Genomic DNA, 21,781 nt, shown 5'->3' on the forward strand with positions numbered 1-21,781 from the left:
CCGGCACCGGCGTGGAGGCCGGGAGCGGGGGAGGGCCCGTACAAGCGGGGGCTCGGTTCAGCCGGTGTCTGATGGTGCGGGTGGCAGGCGCAGATGTGCGAGGTCGTCGGGGACCGGGCTGGTGTGGGGCCACATGGGGGCGATGTCGGCGTCGGCTGTCGCGGGGGCGTCGGTCAGGCGCATGCGCTCACGCAGTCGGCCGTAGAAGTCGGTCGGTCCCAGCCGCGCGACGCGCAGGCGCTGCGGAGCCGCGTAGACACCGATCCAGTCTCCTGGGTCCAGCACACCGCGCAATTGGCCGTCGACGCTCACCGCGGCCCGGCCGGAGTGGCCCAGGACGCGTAGGGCGACGGGTTCGTGGGGTGCGGCGACCACCGAGCGGTTGAAGGTCATGTGCGGAGCTACCGGGGTGAAGACGATGGCGTCGGCTCCGGGGGAGATGACGGGGCCGCCGGCGGCGAAGCTGTAGGCCGTGGACCCCGTGGGGGTGGCGACCAGGACGGCGTCGGCGGAGTAGGAGGCGAGCAGTCGGCCCGCGAGGTACACGCCGAGGGAGACCTGCCGGTCGCGTGCCAGTTTCTCCAGGACGATGTCATTGAGGGCGGTCACGTTCAGAGCCACCCCCCAGTCCAGGGCGGCAGCACACTCGGGACGCACCGGCGGAGGCGGCAGCGCGGGACCGCGACCGTAGCGCAGGAGGGTCTCCAGCTCCTCGGGGAGTTTCAGCGGACAGGACGCCCGCATCGTCAGCATCAGACGGGTCTCGATGTCCACTTGGCTGCGATGGATGGTGTCCAGCGCGTACTCGACGTGGTCGGCCGGGACCTCGGTCAGGAAGCCGAGGGTGCCCAGGTCAACTCCCAGGACAAGGGCGTTGTTCTGTGCGGCCAGGCGTGCTCCGCGGAGGAAGGTGCCGTCTCCTCCGAGCGTGACGATCAGGTCGGGGCTGCCGGCAGCGTCGACCTCCTCCCGCGCGTCCTGTCGTTCTCCGTCCTGACTCCACACGTCGATGGCGACGCAGCCGACATCCCGGCGTTCGCACCATCGCCGGACGACGTCGGCAGCTTCCAGGGCACGGGGACGTCCTCCGTGGACGACGATGCCCACCCGTTGCACGCTCACGTAACGTCCTCTCTCCGGGGGATGGTCCCGCCCCTGGCGGCAACAGAAGCGCCCACCGGCCCGGTTGGCTCGCGTTCATGTCAGGTGGTCTTGATCGGCCTCCATCGATGACGAATTCGGCACCGGTGATGTTGCCGGCGCGCGGGGAGGCCAGGAAGGCAACGAGGTCAGCGACCTCCTGGGGTTCGGTGATGCGTCCGGTGGAGATGCCCATCTGCTGAGGTACGACCTGGTCAAGTGCCTCTTGCGCCGTGGCGCCCGCACTGGCCGCGACGGTGTCGGCGAAGGCGCCGGGGGCCGTCCAGAACGGGGTGCGTACCGGGCCGGGAGCGACGGCGTTGACGCGGACACCACGGGGAGCAAACTCCTCCGACAGCGCCTTGGTCAGGTTGCTCAGGGCGGCTTTGGCCGCTGAATAGTCCACGTGAGGAAGCGGGGCCTGGGGCCTCGGAAGGGGATGTCATGACGTCTGCCTCCTTCTGGGAGCAGCGTGGTCACGTCGGTACACCTCCATCGTCAGCCGCTCGGCTCCCCGTCGCTCGGCGGAGCCGGGTGGTGCGGAAGAGGCGCCTGCCGTGCGGCCTCGGACTGGGCTCAATGTGTCGTCCACGATCCACAGCCGCTCGACTGGTTTCTGAGAGGCTCGGGCCGTCTCACGCGTGAGAAGCGGAAAGAGCTCTCGGGCCAACTGGTGTACGGTCGCGGGCGAGAAGCCGTACAGCGGGCCGAGCTGCCACATCGTCAGGTTCTTGCAGACTGCGGAGCGGGGGAGGTCACCCCAGGGCGCGGTCGAGATTGAAGGCGGCGCTGATCAGGGCAAGGTGAGTGAAAGCCTGGGGGAAATTGCCCTGTTGGTCTCCGGTGTGGCTGATCTCTTCCGCGTACAGGCCGAGGTAGTTGGCGTAGGCGAGCATCTTCTCGAAGGCCAGCTGGGCTTCGTTCAGGCGCCCGGCGCGCGTGAGGGCCTCGACGTACCAGAAGGAACAGATGGAGAAGGTGCCCTCCTCGCCTTCCAGACCGTTTGGGCCGGCCTTGGGGTCGTAGCGCCAGACCAGGGAGTCAGAGACCAGTTCGCGGCCCAGGGCGTCAAGGGGGGACAGCCACACGGGATCGCTGGGGGAGACGAACTTGGTCAGCGGCATCATCAGCACTGCGGCGTCGAGCAGACCACCATGTCGCCCTGGGAGAGTTCACATTCCGTCCCCACGTCCCTTTCCTCTCGCTCCAGCGGCACCGAACGCACACCACCCGCCGGATGAGCCGGTCGCGGTCGGATGCGCCGGAGTCCGCCACGGGCATGAAGTTCTGGATCTCCCCCAGCCCGTCCTCGGTGAAGAAGCGGGTGATCAGCACATTGGTGTCCGGGAAGTAGAACTGTTTGGTGCTGGCCGGCACGGTGGGAGCCAGCGCGAACGCCCCGCCCCGCCCCGGTCCGCGTCCAGGATGGCCGCGAAAACACTCGGGGAGTCGAAAGAGGGCAGCAATACCAGTCGATGGCCCCGTTGGTACCCACCAGCGCCACCGTGCGCAGATTCCCGATCAAGCCGTGCTCAGCGATCGGCAATAACGGACGGACTTGTGCTGTGCCGGTGCTCCAGACATCTCGTCACTCGCCGACGCTCCGCGTCGACTCCCTCCTCCGCCTTGCAGCTGCACGCACCAGACCCCGCTCCCTGATCCGGCCTGATCCAAACGACAGACCCTAGCCGTTTCCAGCCGTGGCAGGGATCCCGGCCGGTGTTCGTTCCGGCCTTCCTCGGCACCCTGTACCCAGCACCTGTCCACAGCGCCGAAAACGCAAGATCGAGGCGGATACGCGGCCCACTACGCCGCATTGCGTCGCACCCTGCTGAGGTGGCGTGCCCTTGGCGCTTGCCTTGCGCTCCCCTGTTTCACCTCCACCGGCAGCGGGAACAGCTCCACGGGCTGGACCCCCACCGTGGTGATCACGATCCCCGCCGCCGCGGCGATGGGCACCTACACGGGCGCCGGGACCCACTCCGTCGCCTGACGCCACGCCAAGGCTCGGCCGTGGCCGCTGCGGGGGCCGGCGCTGCACACGTCGTGGCGCGGCTTTCCCGCCCGGCCAGGCGGGGCCTTCGAGAAGCCGCCGGCGTCACGCAGTGGGCTGTTCGGGTGATTCGCACAACCAAGCCTTGTCACCCATTTGATATTATGGGTCACTTTGAGTAGTGGAACCGGTGGGCTGCCCATCCCTTGCCGGGGGCCGTGCTTGAGCGGTCGCAGCGGTTCTCCTGCGTGGCATCAACGAGGACCGTTGGCCGCCTCCAGCGCGGGCCGACCCGCCGCAGGCGGAGAGTCTCGCGGCGGCATTAACCGCAGCCACTGTCCCCGGGACTGATCTCAGCCCGGGGCAGTGGCCTGCGGGTCCCCGATCCGCACTCAGAAAGGCCGCGCCGTGACCGACTTGACCCGACCCGATGCGCTGCTGTCCGCCGTCGCGCTGCCCCGGCAGCGCTCTACTGTGCTGGCGGCTGACACCACGATCCCCGTCGGCCTCTCCCCGCTGGGGGTGGCACTGTCCCCGGACGGGGGACGCGGCTATGTCGCGAACCGGGGGTCGGACACCATCAGCGTGATCGACACCGCCACCGACACCGTCACCGCGACCGTCGCCACTGCGGGCGGCCCGACCCTCACGGTGGTCTCCCCGGACGGCACCCGCGTCTACGTGACCCTGAACGACGCCGGCGCCCTCGGGGTGGTCGACACCGCCACCAACACCCTCACGGCCACCGTCGCGGTCGGTGCCGGAGCCGTCGGGGTGGCGCTCTCCCCGGACGGCGCCCGCGCCTACGTCACCGGCCAGACCGCCAACACCCTCAGCGTGGTCGACACGGCGACCAACACCGTCACCGCCACCGTGACCACCGGCCCCGCGCCGGTCGGCGTCGCCGTCACCCCCGACGGGGCCCGTGCCTACGTCTGCTGCGTCGGCGACAGCGCGGTCAGGGTGGTCGACACCGCGACCAACACCGTCACGGGCAGCTTCACCGCCGGCGACGTGCCCGTGATCGTCGCCTTCAGCCCGGACGGCACCCGCGCCTACGTCTGCAACGCGGGCGGCAACAGCGTCAGCGTGATCGACACCGCCACCAACACCGCCGTCGCCACCGTCGGGGTGGGCACCCTGCCGCGTTTCGTGGCCGTGAGTCCGGACGGGACCGCCGCCTACACCACCGACTTCACCGACAACACCGTCACCGTGATCGACACCGCGACCAACACCGCCACCGGCAGCATCCCCGTGGGCAACGGCCCCGTCGGCATCGCGGTCACCCCCGCCGGGAACCGGCTGTACGTGACGGACAACACCGACAACGCCGTCAGCGTGATCGCCCTGACGCTCGTGCCCAGCCAGGGCACCACCGCCGGCGGCACCATCGTGACCCTCCGGGGCCACAACCTGGCCGGAGCCACCGCCGTGCGCTTCGGCGACACCCCCGCCACGATCCTGGCCGACACCGCGACCTCGGTCACCGTCCGCACCCCCGCCGGATCGGGCGCGGTCCCTGTCACCGTCACCACCCCGGGCGGCACCGCCGTCTTCGGCACTTTCCACTACCTCCCCGCCCCGCTGCTGACCGGGATCACCACCAACGGCGGCGAACCCGCCATGGGCCCCGTCACGGGCGGCGGTACGGCGGTCATCACCGGGACCAACCTGGCCGGAGCCACCTCGGTGCGCTTCGGCTCCCGAACGGCCACCATCGAGTCCGCCACCGACACCGCCGTCACCGTCACCATCCCCGCCGTCCCGTCCCCCGGCCCGGTTCCCGTCACCGTCATCACCCCCGGCGGCAGCGCCGGCGGCCTGACCTTCACCTACCTCGACACCCCCACCGTGACCGGCGCCGGCCCCGCCTCCGGATCCACCGGCGGCGGCACCGACGTCACCCTCACCGGCGACCGCCTGGCCACCACCCAGGAGGTCGCCTTCGACAACGCGCCCGCACCGTTCGCCGTCATCTCCGACCAGATGATCACCGCCACCGCCCCACCCCATCCCGCCGGCGACATCACCGTCACCGTCACCACCCTCGGCGGCAGCACCACCACCACCTACACCTACCTCGACGCCCCCGCCGTCTGACCCCGCCGGCCCGGCCACGGCACGGCGCGAGCGCCGTGGCCGGGTGGCCTTGCACGCTGTACGCCTGCGTGCCCCCGCTGCGGGTCCGCTCGTGGGGCCGCTCGTCGTGTCCGGCACCTGCGGCCGCAGGGCGGCGGTGCGCCGATTCACACCCCCGGGTCCGTGCACCGCCGGGCCCGGCTTCAGGGCCAATCGTCGGGGCGGGCGCTCGCTGGCAGCGGCTTTCCACAGTGCCCGCACTGACGCACCTGCCGTGCCCGCATAATCACTCCGGCCAGGCTCGGCCTGGCCACGGCCATGTCTTCACCGCACGCCGGGCCGGGGACTGTCAGCACCAGAACTCGGCGCCGTGCCCGCCCATACGGGGGGCGTGCGCTGCACCCAGGGAGCGGCCCTCTCCAGTTGCCCGGCAAGGCGGAGCAGAACGTCCTCGCGCCCGTACCCGGCGGCGAACTGGATGCCGATGGGCATGCCGGTGGCCGGATCGGCCGCCAGCGGCACCGACATGGCGGGGGTGCCGGCGACGTTGAAGGCTGCGGTGAACGGCGACCTGTGGAACAGGTGCTCCAGCCAGCCCCGGCCGTCCGCCCCCTCCGCTCCATGGTGGTAGGTGCCTATGGCTACGGGAAGTTCGGGAAGGGTGGGTGTCAGCAGTACGTCGTGACGGTCGAAGTACGCGCCGATCGACCGGGCAACCCGGTTGCGCACTTCGAGGGCCTGCACGAACTCCGCACCGCTCACCCGGCGTCCCCAGGTGTAGCTCGCCAGCATCTCGGGCTCGACGGTCGTCTCGTTCACGGGGCGGCCGAACGCCTCGGCGAAGCCGTCGATCCATGTCACCAGGTTCGCTGTCCACAGTCGGGCGTTGGCGAGGACGAATTCCTCCCAGCTCACCCCGAGGTTGACGCCGGTGGGTTCGACCCGGTGGCCGAGCGCATCCAGCAGGCGGGCGGCGGCGAGGGTGGCTTCGTGTACGGCCGGTTCCACGACGCGTCCGTTCCAGGGGGTGGTGAGCAGTCCGATGTGCAGTCGGCCGGGGTCGCGGGTGCTCTCCTCGGCGTATGGGCGTCGGGGAGGTGCCGCGAAGTAGGGATCGCCGCTTTCGGGGCCCTGGATCAGGTCGAGGAGCGTCGCGCTGTCGCGCACGGTCCGGCTGAGGGCGCCGTGCACGGCCAACCCGTTGAAGACCTCGTCGGCGTCCGGACCCATGGAGACGCGGCCGCGGGTGGGTTTGAGTCCGAACAGCCCCGTACTGGCGGCGGGGACGCGGATCGAGCCGGCCGCGTCGGTGGCGTGCGCGAGGGGGGTGATGCCGGCGGCGACGGCTGCGGCCGACCCGCCGCTGGAACCTCCCGGCGTCCTGGTGAGGTCCCAGGGGTTGCGGGTCGCTCCGTGGAGGACCGGCTCCGTGGTCGTGCTGTAGGCGAATTCGGGGGACGCCGTACGGCCCAGCGTCACCAGGCCGGCCCGCCTGAACCGTCGCATGAGGAAGGAGTCCGCCGCTGCCACATTGCCGGCGGCGAGGCGGCTGCCCAGCTCGACGCGCTTGCCCTTCATGGCCACGGCCAGATCCTTGATGAGGAACGGGACACCGGCCAGCGGTGTGCTGCCCGGGCCCGGTGCGTCCTCGGCCGGCCAGTTCTCCACGACGGCGTTGATGCGGGGATTGACGGCAGCCATCGCGTCCTGGGCCGCGGAGGTGAGTTCCGCGGCGGTGAGGTCTCCTCGTGCGACGAGCTCGGCCAGCCCCACGGCGTCGTACTCGGTGTATTCGTGCAGCTTCACGATGCTCAGCCTCGCGGTGCGTCCGATCGGTCCCGTGTGATACCGATCGGTATCGTTCGGGGTCGGTCGGTAACGTAGCATGGGCGGAGAGAGGTCGGCGACGGCGACCGAAGTGAGGCGGAGATGGCGAGCAGCCCCCCAAGGCCCGGCCGGGACACGAGAGTGGCCCGCCTGCCCCCGCGTGAGCGCATCCTCGACGCTGCCGAGGAGCTCTTCCTGCGCGAGGGCATCAGGGCCGTCGGGGTCCAGGCCATCGCCGAGCAGGCGAAGACCACGAAGATGGCCCTGTACCGGCACTTCGCCACCAAGGACGCCCTGATCGAGGAGTGGCTGAGAATCGTCGCAGCGGGGTACTCGACAGCCTTCGACCGGACGGAGGCCGAGCACCCCGGCGACGGCCGGGCCCAGGTCCTCGCCGTGACGCGATTCATCGCCGAGGGGTTGCCGGACATCGCGCAGCGGGGCTGCCCCTTCGTCAACTCCATTGCCGGCCTGCCCGACCGGGGACATCCGGCCCGCCGGCTGATCGAGGACCACAAGGCCACCCAACGGCGCCGGCTCACGGGCATGTGCGAGAGGGCCGGTGTGCGGGCTCCCGACGAGGCCGCCGCAGAGATCACCTTCCTCATGGAGGGGGCTCAGATCAGTGCCCAGAACGGGAGCGTCGACCGTGCGGGGGAGCGGCTGCTCGCTGCGGTCGAGGCCGTCCTGGACCGAGGCGGGACGGTCGGCGGACGCTGAGCCGACGCCCGGCACCGGGGGTCCAACCTGATCGGCGCACCAGTCCCCCGCTTGCTGATCGCCTACGACGACGCGGAGTGCAAGAGCCTCGGAATGGCGTGCGTGGACATCTATCTATTGGGCCCCGCCTACGCGGCCGAAGTGGCCCACAGCCTGCTCAAGGCGGCGTTGGCGCTTCCGCTGGGTGCGAAGCTCCTGACGCCGCTCCGCTTCGACCGTAAAGACCCTCATTTCGCGAAGCCAATCGAGCACACGGAGCGCGCCCTCCACGCCTTGGGGAATGCTGGAAAAGCCCTCAGAGCGATCTGCTCTAAAACGCTCTTGGGTCAGCTTCACCAAGAGCCTCATGAGCCCTGACCAAACACTCAGACCGTCACCGCATCCTCCCGCGGAAACACGGCCGGGCACTGCCGGCAGACCAACGACCGCGCCCACACGGCCCGCGCCTCCTCCGCAGCCGCCGCCAGACGGGGAAACCAGAAACCCACCGCGCCGACGCCGGCCAGCAGTAGGACGTCGGCTGCTACCTCGCCGGCCACCAGCAGCACGACGCCCAGCACGGCCGCACCGACCGGCAGCAGCCACTGGACGACGTACTCCGCCGGTTCCCCGTACTTCCCCCGCAACGGCGACTCGCCCGGCAACGACGCCACAAACTCCGGCAGACCCCTACGACCGCCAGCTGATCACCACCGGGACCAAGGCGAGGCCCTGGTCCCATCCGGACGAGGCGGCGTTGGACGGGGCGTTCGAACCTGTGGGGAGGGCCAGGGAGGTCCAGCGGGTGGGCCGTGTCCAGGCGGAGGTGGCCGGCAGCCATCCGGCGCAGTGGCGCGTACCGGTACTTCCGTCAGGGCCCGCTGTCTGCGCCCTTGCACGGTGGGCGATGCGAGAACCACACCGCGGCGATCACCACCACGCAGCCGGCGAGCTGCCACGCAGTCGCCGTCTCCCTGAGGATGAACAGGCCACATCCCATGGCCATGACCGGCTGCAGCAGCAACAAGGCGGCAGAAGTGTTCGGCGCGAGCCGAGGTGTCCCGGTACTGATCAACAGCCAGGCCGCCACCTGTCCCAGCAGAGCGAGCGCGATGATCCAGCCCCACGAGGCCGGCGACATCGACAGGGTGATGCCGGTGGTGAACAGACCGACCACCCCCGCGGTCACCGCAGCGGCCGCGGTGGAAATGCAGACCGGCGTCACCACGTGCACGGGGCTGCGCTCACCTGACAGCCGGTTGAGATACAGATAGGCGGCATAGGCAACACCGGCGCCCACGCCCAGCAGCGTGCCGCGCACCGGGCTGCCGTCTTCCGCACCGCCCTCCAGAGCGCCGCTGGCCAGAGTGATGCCACCCAACATCACGGGCGTGGTGCACAGGAAACGACGAGACATGACCGTGCCGCCGATGAGCCGCGCCAGCAACGGGAAGGCAATGACCTGTACGTTGATGAGCACCGTGGCGACTGCAGCCCCCACATCCAGGATGCTCATGGTCCACATGACGTAATCAATGCCGAGGAAGACGCCTGCGAGCGCCGCATATCCCTGAAGTTTCCGCGCCAGCCGTCCATTGCGCCGTATCTCGTGAACAAGCAGTGGCACAAGAATGCCCAGGGCAAGGGCGCAGCGCAGGAATGCCGCGGTGCCTGCGGTGATGTCGGCGAGCTTGACGAACATTGCCGAAACGGACAAACAGGCGGCTCCACCGATGACCAACCCCGCTGGGGCTCTTGAACTGCGCCGGGGAGCCCGCTCGGTGTCATCGGAAGTCGCCACGGAGAGCGTTGAGGTCGCATCCACAACATCCACGATCCCAGCGTGAGCCGGGGAGCACTATTCAAGATTCATTAGCCAAAAGCATTAGCCTGGCTTACGTGATCACTTGGGAGAGGCTACGGGTCTTCGCAGCCGTCGCACGCTTCGGCTCCGTGAGCGAAGCAGCCGCCGCTCTGCACATCACAGGGCCCGCAGTGTCCCAGCACGTGCGAAAACTGGAGAAGGAGGTCCAATGCCAACTCGTTGAGCGGGACGGCCGTGGCATCCGGCTGACCAGCGCCGGCCACATCCTCGCCGGTTCGGCACACACCATGGTGTCCACGCTCGCGGACGCCGAACGAGACCTCGCCAACTTGCACGGTCTCGTCGCCGGACCCCTGCGCATCGGTGGTGTCGCCAGTGTTCTCCGCACACTGGTCCCTGACGTGCTGCACCGCCTCATCGAACGCCACCCCCGCCTCGAACCCTCATTGCGCGACGGCGAAGCGGTCGACATGATCCCGATGCTCCAAGCACGCCAGCTCGACGCCGTCGTCACGGAGAGCTGGGACCACCACCCGGCGCACCTGCCGCCCGGAGTACGCACCACCCTCCTGATGCACGAGGACGCGCAGTTGGCGGTTCCGGAGGGACACCCACTGGCCGGCCAGGAGTTCGTGGCACTCGATGAACTCCACGGAGAACTCTGGACCAGCTGTCCTGCGGGGAGCGACGCGCACGAAGCACTGCGGCAACTGCTGCGCGCACACGAGGTGGAAGCGGAGGTGCGCTACTGCGTGTCCGACTACGCCACGCAACTCCGCCTGGTCGCGGCTGGACTCGCAGTGACATTGGTGCCGCGCGTGGTCCGTACCTCGGCTCCCAGCAGCGTGCGCTTCGTTCGCTGCCGGCCGACCGTGTCCCGCAGCGTGCTCGTGGCCACGGGCACCGAGACCGAAACGCCGCGCGTGCGGGCCTTCCTGGCAGAAATGAGCCGCGTCGCCAACCTCCCCGAACACCACACCTAGGGCAGCGGGCTCGGCGACCCAGGTGGCCATGCAGGCTCTGCGGCACCGTGACGGCGGTCAGCGCCTGGGGCGGCATGGACGGCCGCCCGTTGGACGACGGATACATATCGGCGAACATCACCGCCGAGAACAGCATTTCGCGGTGCTCGGCCAGGAATGCGAAGACGCTGCCCGGCAGGATCAACTCCCGGCAGGTCTCCCGCACATCGGGCCCGATCGCCTCCCCGGCCCAATCACCCTGTATGCCCACCGGACTGGCTTCGGACCACAAGATCCGGAGCCAAAACTCCCAACATTTTCAGTGATCTTCCAGCCGGCCGATCTGTCTGGGGCGCTCGTTCCATCCGAGCCCGCATCAACGCGAACGGTCCCCCTCGCCCTGGGCGAGCGACTGTGCCAGACGCTCCAGGCGTGTGGCGAAGGCGGTGGCCTCATCCGGCGGCCACGTCGCCATCTCCTCCGCCACGAAGGACTCCATCGCCCCGCGCAACGCCGTGACTGCCCTCTCGCCCTCGACGGTGAGGGCCAGCCTGGTCGCACGGGCGTCAGCAGGGTCGGGACGGCGGGCGATCAGCCCGGCCTCCTGCAGCCTGGTCGCGTACCGGGTGGTGACGGTGCGGTCCATCCCGATCGCCTCGGCGAGCTTGGTGGCGGTCACGGGCCCCACGCGGGCGAGCCCGGACAGCACGGGGTAGGTCGTGGCGTCCACGCCCTCCACCCCGGAGGTCAGCCGGCCGTAGAGCCCGGCACGGGTGGCGCGCAGGGTCAGTGCCCCGATGGCTGAGGCCACGCGGGCGGCGGACGTGCTGTCACGTGTCGTCTTGCTCACCCCTCGATGATACGTGCAAGAAGCACGGAGTCCTGCTATCGTAATCTGCGTGCAGAAAGCACGTACATCAAGCACGCAAAGGATAGTCATGTCGCATTCCTCTTCGCACCAGCACCAGCCCGCCGTGCGCCCGGAAGATGTCCTGCCCGAGGGCATCGACTCGACCGGGATCAACGGGCTGACTGTCCGCAAGGGTTCGGTGGCCGCATTCGTCGCCAACGCCCTACGACTGGACGAACTCACCGAGGGCACTCCCGAGTACGCGGCCCTTGTCGCGCAAATGCGGGAACTCGCTCCCGTCCTGCGCGCCATCGGCCTCAACGACGTCTTCCGGCCCCGCTCCCCGGCAGTGGAGCGGATCCTCGCCGATGCCGCGTAACGCGGCGTGTGCTGCCGGCGGCCGTCCGGCACCCGGGGAAGCGAACAGGCGCACGCGCGCCGGGCGTCGAATCGTCGGGCGGTGCGCGGGTCGGTGACGATCCGGTTCATCGCGGCTTCCCGTCCGGGGCTGTCCCGCCGGGCTTGCCCCACGTGGCCTGCGATCGCCCTGACGCCGCCCCGCCGCCGGCACGCTGGACACCTTCGCCACCCGCGGCCTCGCGCAGCGGTTCATCGAACGCGGAACCCCGGTGCCGACCGGTCACTTCGGGGCGGCGATCACCCGGCTGGACTTCTCCACCGTCGGGGCGGTCCACCCCTTTATGCTTGCGCTCGGCCGTCGGCATCGTCCCCGGCCAGGACACCACACTGACCGGGTGGCTCGCCGACGTAGAACTCGACGATCCGCCCACCGCGCCGCTCGCCGCCACCGGGCCGGACGGTTCGCTCCTGGCGGCCCCGATCGGCGACGGCGTCCACCGGCTGGCGGGACTCTCCACGGCCACCATGCACCGCGGGACCGGCGAACCGCTGACCCTGGAGGAGGTGCGCGAGCAGACCCGCACGTTGCTGGGACGGGACCTCGGCATCCGCAACCCCCGGTGGCTGTCGCGCTACGGCAACGCCACCCGCCAGGCCACGCGGTACCGGGCCGGACGGGTGCTGGTGGCCGGGGACGCGGCGCACATGTTCTTCCCGGCCGGTGGGCAGGGCATGAACCTCGGCATCCAGGACGCCACCAACCTGGGCTGGAAGCTGGCCGCCACCCTCCAGGGCCGGGCGCCCGACGGACTGCTCGACAGCTACGACACGGAGCGCCGACCGGCCGCCCGCGCCGTCATCGACAACACCCGCGCGCAGCTCGCCCTGTTCGCCGCGGTGAGCCCGGAGCAGATCGCCCTGCGCGAGGTCTGGTCCGCCGCGCTCGCCGAACCGCAGACCAACCGCCGGTGGGCCCGCCGGATCGCCGGCTTCGAGACCCGCTCCCCGCCGACACCACACCCGGCGCGCACCCGCTGAACGGCACCCGACTGGCCGGCCTTGCCCTCGACGCGACCGACGCGCCCACCGCCCACCCTTTGATGCACCACGGCCGACCACTGTTGCTTGACCTCGGCGGGACGCGGACACCGTGCCCCGCGGAGGGTTTGGAGCAGCGGGCGGGAGCCGTCAACTCCGAGGCGACGCAAGCGATCTGGCGGGACGTCACCGCCGTCCTGATCCGGCCGGACGCCCGGATCGCCTGGGCCGGCACCGACACCGACCCGCAGCGCCGGGCCGCGGACTGCCTCACCACCCTGCGCACCCTGTGCCGCTGAACGCCGCTCGACGAGCCCACCCGCCGGCCACGCCTACCTGCACACCGCCCTGGACCACCACGCCCATAGGGGCTGTGACACGACGAAGCCCCGCCTGTTTGCCTTCAGTTCTAGCGGTCGTCGCAACACCCCAGCTCAAGGGGTGCGATGGACTTCGAGATCCGTAAGGTCCGTAAGGCTCAGGGGCCTCGGAAGCTCCGGGCTGAGCGGGAGGAATACTTCCGGCTTGTGCAGATGGGGCTGACAAACAAAGAGGCAAGCCGACGCGTTGGCGTCCATGACCGGACCGGCCGCGAATGGCGAAACGGCCGTACCGACCCGAAGCGGCGGCGGGCTCCTGCTCTCGCAGGGCAGGAGCCCGTGCCCTCGCCGACGAGGTACCTGCGCGACGACGAACGCACTCGCCGGCGAGGACGTAGCCGACGAGGCCGTCGTCGGTCTGCTGGCTTCGCCGAGGCGGATCGTCCAGGGGTCTCGGGGGATTCGGGCCATGGATCCCAGTCGCCGGACGGGAGGCCGCCGGGGCCCGGCGGAGCCTCGTAGTCGCGAGCGACTCCTAGTACGGCACCTCGACGCCTTCAGCCTCGCAGATGCGCCGTTGCCGAATTCTGGCCCCATCGACGGCATGCACGAGATGAAGGCCGGGTCTGGGCGGCCAACTCGTGCAGCTGGGTCACGAAGTGTTCCTCCCGTCGCAGCAGACAAGGTGACCTGGGGTTTTCGGAGCCGACGAGGTCAGCTGGGGAGGGGGATGAACAGCAGGATGTTGTGGGTGGTGGCGGCGGTGTAGCAGGCAGTGCCGGGGAAGGTGGCGGTGTAGAAGGGGGTGGCGATGGCGAAGACGGGGACGACGGCGTTGTGGAGGGTGGCGGTGCCGTTGGCATCGGTGATGGCGGTGCCGAGGTTGACCGGGCCGAAGAGCGTGGTGGCGGTGAAGGTCACCGGCTGACCGGCCACCGGCATCCCGGAGGTGGTCGTCAGGGTGGCGCTGAGGGTGGGGATGTAGAACTCGGGCAGCGGGGTCAGCCGGAGCCGGATCGTGCCTGGCTGCGCGGTCAGCGTTGTGTGGTTGGGGTTCACGGTGACGGGGGTGCCGGCGTTGGAGCCGGTGAAGCAGCTGTCACCGCTGTAGGTGGCGGTGAGGGTGCCGGAGGTCAGAGCGGTGGTGGTGAAGCAGGCCTGCCCCGATGCGTTGACGGGGACCATCTGGGTCTGGCCGTTGGGGAGGGTGAAGGTGACCGTGCCGGTCGGCACGGAGGTGGTGGCTGGTGCCGGGGTGATGGTGGCGCATACGGTCACGCTCTGCCCGCAGGTCGAGGGGTTCGGCGTCACCGACAGCGTCGTCGTTGTGGGGTTGGGGCTCACGGTGACGGAGGTGGGGTTGCCGTTCACGGTCGCGGTGAACGTACCGGCGGTGTAGGTGTGGGTGGTCTGCCCACTCCCGGTGGCGTCCAGGGGGACGGTGACCGTGGGGCTGGCGTCCCCGAAGTCCACCACCGCGCTCCCGTTCGGAGTCCCCCCGGAAATGTTGAACATCACCGGCTGCCCGCACACCGGCGACGCCGGCGAGGTCGTCACCGTCAACGGCGAAATCTCCGTCACGTTGGCCGAATTGGCGTTGGTGACGTAGACGTTGCTGTTCTGCGCCGCCGCCACCGAGAACGGGAACGCGCCGACGGGGACGGTGGCCACGACCGTGTTCGTGGTGCTGCTGATCACCGTCACGTTGTTGGAATTGCTGTTGCCGACGTAGACGTTGCCGGTCGGCGCCACCGCCACCCCGAACGGGGCCGCGCCGGCGGGGACGGTGGCCAGGACCGTGTTCGTGGCGCTGTCGATCACCGTCACGTTGTTCGAAACGGTGTTGGTGACGTAGACGTTGGCGTTGGGCGCCACCGCGATCACCCCGGGGACCGTGCCGGTGGGGACGGTGGCCAGGACCGTGTTCGTGGCGCTGTCGATCACCGTTACGTTGTTCGAGGTCTGGTTGGCGATGTAGACGTTGCCGTTCGGCGCCACCGCCGCCGCGCCCGGGAACCCACCGGTGGGGAGAGTGGTCAGGACGGTGTTCGTGGCGCTGCTGATCACCGTCACGGTGTTCGCGTTCCGGTTCGCGACGTAGACGTTGCCGTTCGCCGCCACCGCCACCGCGTCCGGGACCGCGCCGACGGGAACGGTGGCCAGGACCGTGTTCGTGGCGCTGCTGATCACCGTCACGTTGTTCGAAGTGCTGTTGGCAACGTAGACGTTGCCGTTCGGCGCCACCGCCAGTGCGAACGGGCCCCCGCCGGTGGGGACGGTGGTCAGGACGGTGTTCGTGGCGCTGCTGATCACCGTGACGTTGTTCGAGCTCTGGTTGGTGACGTAGACGTTGCCGTTCGGCGCCACCGCAATCATGGCCGGGCTTGAGCCGACGGGGACGGTGGCCAGGACGGTGTTCGTGGTGCTGCTGATCACCGTCACGTTGTTGGAATTGGCGTTGCCGACGTAGACGTTGCCGTTCGGCGCCACCGCCACCGCCAGCGGGGTCGTGCCCGCCGGGATCGTCACCGTGGAGAACGCCGCACTGAACGGCGCGGCCACAAGCCCCCGTACAGCGGCCACCTCGGATCCACTGGCCGGTACAACCGGCCGAAACCCGCCGGCCACCGCCGGAGCTCCCCACCAACCCGTAGTCGGTTCCATGACACACCTCTCTGAGCTGAGAGGGCCGCCCAAGAACTCCCACCGGGGCCCGCGCCGCACGGCGCCGGTATACGCGAACCGGATCACCGCTTGCACACCGGGACAGCAAGAGGGCACACCGACATGTACCACGCACCCGCGCACCACAGGGGGTTGCCCATCTCTCCCCGGAGAGATGGGCAACCCACCGGAAAACGGTCCCCACCATTAACCCGAAATGGCTAACAGAACAACACCGTCCTGACTCGAATATCACCCGGACAGACCAATGCGCAGCCCAACCCCGGCACGCCGTACGAGACGACGAACTGCCGAAGAACGACGAGGACGGTGGAGAGACGGTGCTGCACGCCACCCGCATGACCCTGGGTCTGCTGGCCCAGCGAATCGGGCAGCTCACCGACCAGATCCAGGACTTGGAACGCCGCCTGGCCCGGCTCGTGGAGCGCCATGCTCCGCAGTTGCTCACTGTGGTGGGCATCGGGCCGGACACGGCCGTCACGTTGCTGGTCACGGTGGGGGACAACCTGGAACGCCTGGGTAGTGAGGCGCCCTTCGCCGCGCTGTGCGGGGTCAGCCCTGTCGAGCGTTCCTCGGGCAGTCGGCAGTACCGTCGCCTCAACCGCGGGGGCGACCGGCAGGCCAATGCCGCCCTGCACCGGATCGTGCAGACGCGCCTGCGCTTCGACCACGCACCCAGGACTATTACGAACGCCGCATCAAGGAGGGCATGGCCCGACGCGAAATCGTCCGATGCCTCAAACGCTACGCCGTCCGCGAGGTGTTCTACCTGGTCAGGCCCACACAGTCATGACCTCCGTCATAGGGGCTGTGTGATAGCAGGTGAGAGGTGAGGAACCCCCGTCGGCTGGCTCCGGCGGGGGTTCCTGCGTTCGGAGATGGGCCTGGTGCGTGGTGTTCGACGCAACCTTGCTGTGCTCCGGCTCGCCGTTCTCGACGGCGCAGTGCAGGGCAGCGGTGGCGATGCGGGTGCGGCGACCGAAGTGCAGCAGAGGGGGGACCTTACGCGGCAGGTGTCTGTCGGCCGCCTACGTCGTGCAGTTCGTCGGTGCTCTGATCAGCATCGTGAGGGCTCGGATGGATGGCGGGATGAAGTTGGTGTGGCTGGTGTTCGCCTTCGTCGCGCCCTTCCTGGGCAGCCTGCTGTGGTTACTCATCGGCCGGCGCCGCCTCACTCCGCGACAGAACACCTGAATACTCTGCGTCAGCGGGCCGCATGGGCGCGCCGCGAGCCCCGGCCCTGCTGAGAGAGGCTAGGGGAACGCGTAGCCGAGCACGGCCTCCCTGGTGTGGCCTTCGCAGTCGGCGGCGCCGGAGACGAAGTGGTCTCCGGTGGAGGGGATGTAGCAGCGGTAGAGGGGTACCGACCCGCTCACCTGGCTGGTGTGGACGTAGCCGACGGGGCCCATGGGGAACTGGCCTTCGCAGCCGGGGTCGCGGGTCAGCAATGTGTGGCCCCCCACCTTGCACTCGTAGAGCATGGCCGTCTCGTGAGCGTGGTGGCGCAGCAGCTTCCAGGTCTGTTGCTGGGTGAAGCCGGGTGGCAGCAGCCGGGAGGAGGTGATGTGTCCCCGGTCGGGGTGGTGGCCGCGGCGTAGCAGAGTGTAGGGAAGGTGCTCGAAGCCGCAGGAGAGTTGAGGTGTGGGCAGGTCGTTGCGGTTGGCCATTGCCCAGGTGGACCACGTGGGTTTGGCGGAGCCGTCCTGTCTGCGGAGGCCGAGCTTGAGACCGCCCTCGCCGGGGTCGTCCTGCATCCGGTGGTAGATGTAGCTCTCGATGCCCGGCGTGCCGAGCACATTGCGGAAGGCGTCGCACACGGCTGCGGCCTGCTGTGGCTCGCTGGACCCGTCTCCGGAGTTGATGCCGCTCTCGGTGAGCTGGATCGTCCAGGCGGAGGGCGTGTGCGGGAACTGCTGGCGTAGCCAGCCCACCACTACGCCGATGTTGCCGTGGGTGACCTTGGGGTAGTCGTCGGCGGAGAGGACGGGCTTGAACAGGTCTGAGGCGTAGGGGTGGTAGGCGACCCGCCAGTGGCGCGATCTCGCCCGGGCGGCCAGCCCCTTGAGCACGGTCATGCCGGACAGCGTCGCGTCGTTGCCGGATGGCTGGTCGTAGGCCGTGCCGAAGCGGTGGTCCAGTGAGGTCAGTACCTTGGCGGTGGGTTGCTGGGGGGTGATGCGGTCGTAGGCGGCGTTGTAGTTGGCGGCGATCTGGTCGAGCCACTGTGTGGTGTCGCAGGGCTTGCCTTTGCCGCAGCCGATGTTGAACCAGGTGTTGGTGTTGACCTCGTTGTCGATCACGAAGTCGGCGATCCGGCCGTGTCCGTGCAGGCCGTCGTAACGTTGGGCCAGCATCCCGGCGAACCGTCCGAAGTCGGCCGGATTGTTGGGCACGCAGAACACCTCGTAGCCGGGTGCGGGATCACATGGTCTGCCCTGGCGGGCCCAGGTGGGCGTGCCGTAGACGATGGCGGTGACCACCAGGCCCCGGTCGGTCCACTGCTTGATGGCCGAGTCCACCTCGGGCCGGATTGTGAAGCAGTGACCGTCGAATTCCTGCTCACCGGCGGCGCAGGGCGCTGTTGTGGCGCTGGGCTCCCAGGCCGCCCAGACGAGGTTCATGGACACGCCGCCGGCGTTGTTGCCGGCGATCTCGCCCTTGTCGGACCAGAAGTCCGGCTGGATGCCCTTGATGCGGTAGTCGGACCGCGTCGGGTACGGCAGCGCAGCCGTCTCGGCCCCGGCAGTGGGCTGGAGAGCCTCAGGAAGGACGAGGGCGGAGATGAGCAGCATGAGGGCCGCGAGATACCTGGCTGCTCTGGACACAATTCTCCTCATGCGGGGGGCGCGACGTACTGTCGCTCTGTGCAGCGGCCGACGGCGGCCTCCCGTCGGTTCAGCGGATGAAGTCGACCTCTGGGTAATGGGTACCTGGCGGCATCATGTTCACCTCATGCCGCCCGCCGGGGAACACCACGTCGCCGGAATCGTGGGTGTGGTCGAGGGTGATGACCAAGTAGCCGCGGCTGGCCAAGTCCTGACCCAGTGCAGTCGACTGGCCCCGGTGCCCGTGCAGCCCGGGTGAGTACAGCAGTACCGGCAGCTTGCCTGCCCTGCGGTCAACCGGGGCGCCGGTGTGCCCGGCAGTGGTGGGCAGGGTCACCCCGCCCGGCAGTACCTGCTGGCTGACCGGCAGCTGTGCGGCGGGATAGTTGCTGGTATGCGTGGCCGGATACCACAGCGAGACCATCAGCTCGCGCTGCTGTCCGGGCATCCACGGATCCATGCGTGACGCGTCGCGCAGGTGGAGGTCGACCGTTCCGACACGGTAGCGCCCGGTCGGGGCAGGGAGAGCCAGCTGGCCCGGGGCTGGCGGCGCGTCCAACGCCGCTGCCTGGTGCGGGGCTTGCGCCACGTCGTCCAATGCCGCCGCCGCGGTCATGGGCGTACCGGTGCTCTTCCCGGCGGCGGCAGCCGACCCGACTCCGGCACTCAGGACGACGGCCAGTGCTCCTGTGGTGCCGGCGACCCGTGCGCCCAACCGGCTCTGGCGCCTTCGTGCATGTTTCCCCACGGGCACTCCTTCTCCTGAGGCGAACACCGCCTCAACGGCGATCAGTTGGCGCTCATCGTAATAGGTGGTTCGCCGCAGCAAAGCCCAAGGTGCTTGTTTATACGGAGAGTTCTTATTACCGCACAGTTGACTGACCTTTCCACCTGCTATCAGAAACGACAACCCGCACAGAAGAAGCCGACCGCCAGGTAACTGTCAGTATCAGGGCGACATACTCAGTGCGACGTCGCAAATTACGCAAACGCGCCCAAGTTCCTGTAATTCGTTGAGTCGCCGAGGGGTCTTGCGGCATGGGCGGCCTTGCATATTTCCCTAAACTCTCCAGTAGCTAAGGGGAGTTGACGGAGTGTCATTTGAACAGCCGGTGAAGATGCTGTACTAATTCCCCTGCGCATTCCGAGTGTGACGGCCAGGGAGGCGTCGCTGGTGTTCGCTGCCGTTCGCCGTGCGCGTGGCGTGAACATGCGCAGCGAAAGTAAGCGGCAACAGAGCGCGCACGCCAAAAATGCCGACAGGCAGGTCCAGACCGCATTTCGTGAAACGCGCATCGGCTGCCCCATAGGGGCTTCGCCAGGTGACGACTCGGCATACGCCGGCGTCATCCGCCCGATGGCCGGGCAATACAATCCCCCACACCTCGAAAGAGTCCATATATGCGTCTTCCTCGCTTCAAAACGCTGTGGAGAACATTAACGGTGGTCGCGTTGATCGCGATCACCGCAGGGTTCCTGCTCAGCGGTGGCAACGCCAAGGCCGGTTCCGTAACCGGCACCGTGACCGGCGGCCAGGGCAGCTACCGCGGCATCAACGAAAGGTCATCGGCCAGCCTTTCCGCCCGCATCGTCGGTCAGGCCACAGTCGGCAGCAAGGTCTCGATGACCTGCCGCGTCCAGGGTGAGGCCGTGGAGAACGACCCTCGCTGGATCTGGTCGGACTCCGGGCACTTCTACATAGCCAACGCGTTCATCAAAGGAAACACCGACAACCTGCCGACCTGCTCGTCCCGGCATCCCAAGCCCAGCGGGCGCGTGGCCCTCAAGATAGACATGCAGAAGCAGGTTCAGGACCAGTGGTGCTGGGACGCCAGCGGTCTGACCATCGCCAAGTACTGGGGTTACAACAACTACAGCCAGCAGGACTTCTGCCGGCTTGCCGCCCAGAACGGCAACCTCAGCTGTGACAACCAGCCCGCCACCCTCGACGACGTGGCCAACGGTCTGTCCAGCATCGGCCTGAGCGACACCGGATACGACCTCGACCGCAATGCCTCCTTCTCGGAGACGGGCAAGGAGATTGACGGCAAACGCCCTTTCGCCGTCCGTATCGGATGGAATTCCGGCGGCGGCCACATGAACGTCATCTACGGCTACGACCCGTCATCGCAAATGATCGCGGTCGGTGACCCCTGGAAGACCACGCAGACCTACACCTGGTGGAACTACAACGACTACGTCAACAACTCAAGGTTCCAATGGACCCACTCCCGCATCGGGATACACAAGTAAGGCGGGCAGCAATGCGCAGCAAGAAGATTTCTCTACAGCAAAGTGCTACTCGTCTCGCCCTTACTCTCGGCGCGGCGGCGACCCTGCTCTCCACCGCCCTGTGCGGCCCGGCACAGGCGGCCGATGGCCCGAGCGGCATTCCCGACTACGAGGGCGCACGGCAGGTGCTCAAGACCGCGCATGTGCACAACGCGGTCTCCCGATTCCTCGGCGCGACGGCGAACGCAGGCGCCGACGGCGGCTCGGGTGCGGCGGCGCCGATGGCGCCTGGGTCACACAATGACCAGCAGGCGTTGAGCTTCAAGGACCCGGTCGCGCTGTACGAGCTCGCACCCGGATTCGTCACCGGGAAAACGAAGCCCACCGCGGGCAACGTCACACGGCTGTCGTACCTGGCCTCCCGGGCGAACGACGCCAGCGGGCACAAGGCCACGGTCCTGCTCTCCTCCACGGCCAAGAGCGGTGGCGGCAGCGGCGGTTGGCACCTGATGGGCGTGCGCGACGGCGACAGCGATCTCACCTACGGCAAACAGACCACGGACCACTCAAAGGTCTTCACCGAACCGCAGATCCACGCCTGGTACCGCCTGAAGAACAACACCGTCGAACCGCTCAACCGGGAAGCGTCCTCGGGGCTGGGAGGCAAGCGGACGGTGACGCTCGCCGCCTACCAGAAGCTGGTGCACAGCCGCTACGCGGACAAGATGCCGGGGTCCGCCTACGACCGCAAAGGACTGGCGGGCGGCTTCGGTCCGGCGTCCACGCCGTCCTCTCCGTCCACGCCGTCATCTTCGTCCTCGGCTCCTCTGCAACTCGGCGCCTCGGCAGTGGTGGCGGTCGCGTTTGCCGGCGGCGTCATCGCGGTACGGCGCCGCAACCACAAGCGGCTGCAGGCTCGTTGATGGCTCACGCTGACCTGGGC

General features: G+C 68.8%; 19 protein-coding genes and 3 pseudogenes. 12 read left to right on the plus strand and 10 right to left on the minus strand.

The features are described from left to right. Positions 1-57 precede the first annotated feature (57 nt). From CP981_RS31215 to CP981_RS39600, 3 genes and pseudogenes are all read right to left on the minus strand, one after another. The gene (locus CP981_RS31215) at positions 58-1,122 is read right to left on the minus strand and encodes an NAD(+)/NADH kinase (protein ID WP_085922733.1); all 1,065 of its coding nucleotides are present in this window, start codon (positions 1,120-1,122) and stop codon (positions 58-60) included. 109 nt (positions 1,123-1,231) lie between these two features. Continuing rightward, positions 1,232-1,546, minus strand: a pseudogene (locus CP981_RS31220) (SDR family oxidoreductase); the annotation flags it as partial. 349 nt (positions 1,547-1,895) lie between these two features. Further along, a pseudogene (locus CP981_RS39600) lies at positions 1,896-2,294 on the minus strand (glycoside hydrolase family 15 protein); the annotation flags it as partial. Positions 2,295-3,541: 1,247 nt separating this feature from the next. Here CP981_RS39600 and CP981_RS31230 point away from each other — a divergent pair. After that, on the plus strand, positions 3,542-5,236 hold the full coding sequence (locus CP981_RS31230; protein WP_280117044.1) for an IPT/TIG domain-containing protein: 1,695 nt from the start codon (positions 3,542-3,544) through the stop codon (positions 5,234-5,236). Positions 5,237-5,539: 303 nt separating this feature from the next. Here the strand turns inward: CP981_RS31230 and CP981_RS31235 are convergent, their stop codons facing one another. Continuing rightward, the gene (locus CP981_RS31235) at positions 5,540-7,021 is read right to left on the minus strand and encodes an amidase (protein WP_085922731.1); all 1,482 of its coding nucleotides are present in this window, start codon (positions 7,019-7,021) and stop codon (positions 5,540-5,542) included. Positions 7,022-7,144: 123 nt separating this feature from the next. On the opposite strand from CP981_RS31235, the gene CP981_RS31240 reads away from it, so the two are divergent. Together CP981_RS31240 and CP981_RS31245 are read left to right on the plus strand one after the other, a co-directional pair. Continuing rightward, a complete protein-coding gene (locus tag CP981_RS31240) occupies positions 7,145-7,762 on the plus strand; it encodes a TetR/AcrR family transcriptional regulator (RefSeq protein WP_085922730.1) in 618 nt (205 codons plus the stop codon). A gap of 51 nt (positions 7,763-7,813) precedes the next feature. Next, positions 7,814-8,119: a hypothetical protein gene (locus CP981_RS31245; protein WP_085922729.1), complete on the plus strand. Its 306-nt coding sequence runs from the start codon at positions 7,814-7,816 to the stop codon at positions 8,117-8,119. Positions 8,120-8,127: 8 nt separating this feature from the next. Here CP981_RS31245 and CP981_RS31250 read toward each other — a convergent pair whose 3' ends face one another. Beyond that, a complete protein-coding gene (locus CP981_RS31250) occupies positions 8,128-8,415 on the minus strand; it encodes a hypothetical protein (RefSeq protein WP_143658813.1) in 288 nt (95 codons plus the stop codon). Between the two features lie 197 nt (positions 8,416-8,612). After that, a complete protein-coding gene (locus CP981_RS31255) occupies positions 8,613-9,575 on the minus strand; it encodes a DMT family transporter (protein ID WP_425282176.1) in 963 nt (320 codons plus the stop codon). 65 nt (positions 9,576-9,640) lie between these two features. Between CP981_RS31255 and CP981_RS31260 the strand changes: the two genes are divergently transcribed. Continuing rightward, positions 9,641-10,549 carry a LysR family transcriptional regulator gene (locus CP981_RS31260; RefSeq protein WP_158092613.1) on the plus strand — a complete coding sequence of 303 codons (909 nt, stop codon included), beginning with the start codon at positions 9,641-9,643 and terminating at the stop codon, positions 10,547-10,549. 355 nt (positions 10,550-10,904) lie between these two features. Here CP981_RS31260 and CP981_RS31270 read toward each other — a convergent pair whose 3' ends face one another. Beyond that, positions 10,905-11,378, minus strand: coding sequence for a MarR family winged helix-turn-helix transcriptional regulator (locus CP981_RS31270; protein ID WP_244329867.1), 474 nt, complete (start codon positions 11,376-11,378; stop codon positions 10,905-10,907). Between the two features lie 88 nt (positions 11,379-11,466). On the opposite strand from CP981_RS31270, the gene CP981_RS31275 reads away from it, so the two are divergent. From CP981_RS31275 to CP981_RS39605, 4 genes and pseudogenes are all read left to right on the plus strand, one after another. Further along, positions 11,467-11,757, plus strand: coding sequence for a hypothetical protein (locus CP981_RS31275; RefSeq protein ID WP_085922724.1), 291 nt, complete (start codon positions 11,467-11,469; stop codon positions 11,755-11,757). Positions 11,758-12,083: 326 nt separating this feature from the next. Next, positions 12,084-12,776, plus strand: a complete 693-nt coding sequence (locus CP981_RS38935) for an FAD-dependent monooxygenase (RefSeq protein WP_280117045.1) — start codon at positions 12,084-12,086, stop codon at positions 12,774-12,776. After that, on the plus strand, positions 12,707-13,075 hold the full coding sequence (locus tag CP981_RS39415; protein ID WP_341873691.1) for an aromatic-ring hydroxylase C-terminal domain-containing protein: 369 nt from the start codon (positions 12,707-12,709) through the stop codon (positions 13,073-13,075). The genes CP981_RS38935 and CP981_RS39415 overlap by 70 nt, the downstream gene beginning before the upstream one ends. A gap of 147 nt (positions 13,076-13,222) precedes the next feature. Further along, positions 13,223-13,417, plus strand: a pseudogene (locus tag CP981_RS39605) (IS30 family transposase); the annotation flags it as partial. Positions 13,418-13,810: 393 nt separating this feature from the next. On the opposite strand, the gene CP981_RS31290 reads toward CP981_RS39605, so the two are convergent. Next, the gene (locus tag CP981_RS31290; RefSeq protein WP_085922723.1) at positions 13,811-15,679 is read right to left on the minus strand and encodes a virginiamycin B lyase family protein; all 1,869 of its coding nucleotides are present in this window, start codon (positions 15,677-15,679) and stop codon (positions 13,811-13,813) included. 440 nt (positions 15,680-16,119) lie between these two features. Here CP981_RS31290 and CP981_RS31295 point away from each other — a divergent pair, with 440 nt between their 5' ends. Together CP981_RS31295 and CP981_RS31300 are read left to right on the plus strand one after the other, a co-directional pair. Next, positions 16,120-16,614 carry a transposase gene (locus CP981_RS31295; RefSeq protein WP_244330094.1) on the plus strand — a complete coding sequence of 165 codons (495 nt, stop codon included), beginning with the start codon at positions 16,120-16,122 and terminating at the stop codon, positions 16,612-16,614. 58 nt (positions 16,615-16,672) lie between these two features. Continuing rightward, positions 16,673-16,975 carry a PLD nuclease N-terminal domain-containing protein gene (locus CP981_RS31300; protein ID WP_208853006.1) on the plus strand — a complete coding sequence of 101 codons (303 nt, stop codon included), beginning with the start codon at positions 16,673-16,675 and terminating at the stop codon, positions 16,973-16,975. 59 nt (positions 16,976-17,034) lie between these two features. On the opposite strand, the gene CP981_RS31305 is transcribed toward CP981_RS31300, so the two are convergent. After that, positions 17,035-18,606, minus strand: a complete 1,572-nt coding sequence (locus CP981_RS31305) for a DUF5722 domain-containing protein (protein ID WP_208853007.1) — start codon at positions 18,604-18,606, stop codon at positions 17,035-17,037. A gap of 70 nt (positions 18,607-18,676) precedes the next feature. After that, positions 18,677-19,222 (minus strand): alpha/beta hydrolase, encoded by a 546-nt coding sequence (locus CP981_RS31310; protein ID WP_244329869.1) that lies wholly within the window; start codon positions 19,220-19,222, stop codon positions 18,677-18,679. Positions 19,223-20,007: 785 nt separating this feature from the next. On the opposite strand from CP981_RS31310, the gene CP981_RS31315 reads away from it, so the two are divergent. Next, positions 20,008-20,859: a papain-like cysteine protease family protein gene (locus CP981_RS31315; protein WP_244329870.1), complete on the plus strand. Its 852-nt coding sequence runs from the start codon at positions 20,008-20,010 to the stop codon at positions 20,857-20,859. Positions 20,860-20,870: 11 nt separating this feature from the next. Continuing rightward, complete coding sequence (locus tag CP981_RS31320; RefSeq protein WP_143658811.1) at positions 20,871-21,761, plus strand: hypothetical protein; 891 nt, start codon at positions 20,871-20,873, stop codon at positions 21,759-21,761. Positions 21,762-21,781 lie beyond the last annotated feature (20 nt).

It is taken from the genome of Streptomyces platensis (genome assembly GCF_008704855.1).
In the GTDB taxonomy this organism is placed as follows: Bacteria; Actinomycetota; Actinomycetes; order Streptomycetales; family Streptomycetaceae; genus Streptomyces; species Streptomyces platensis.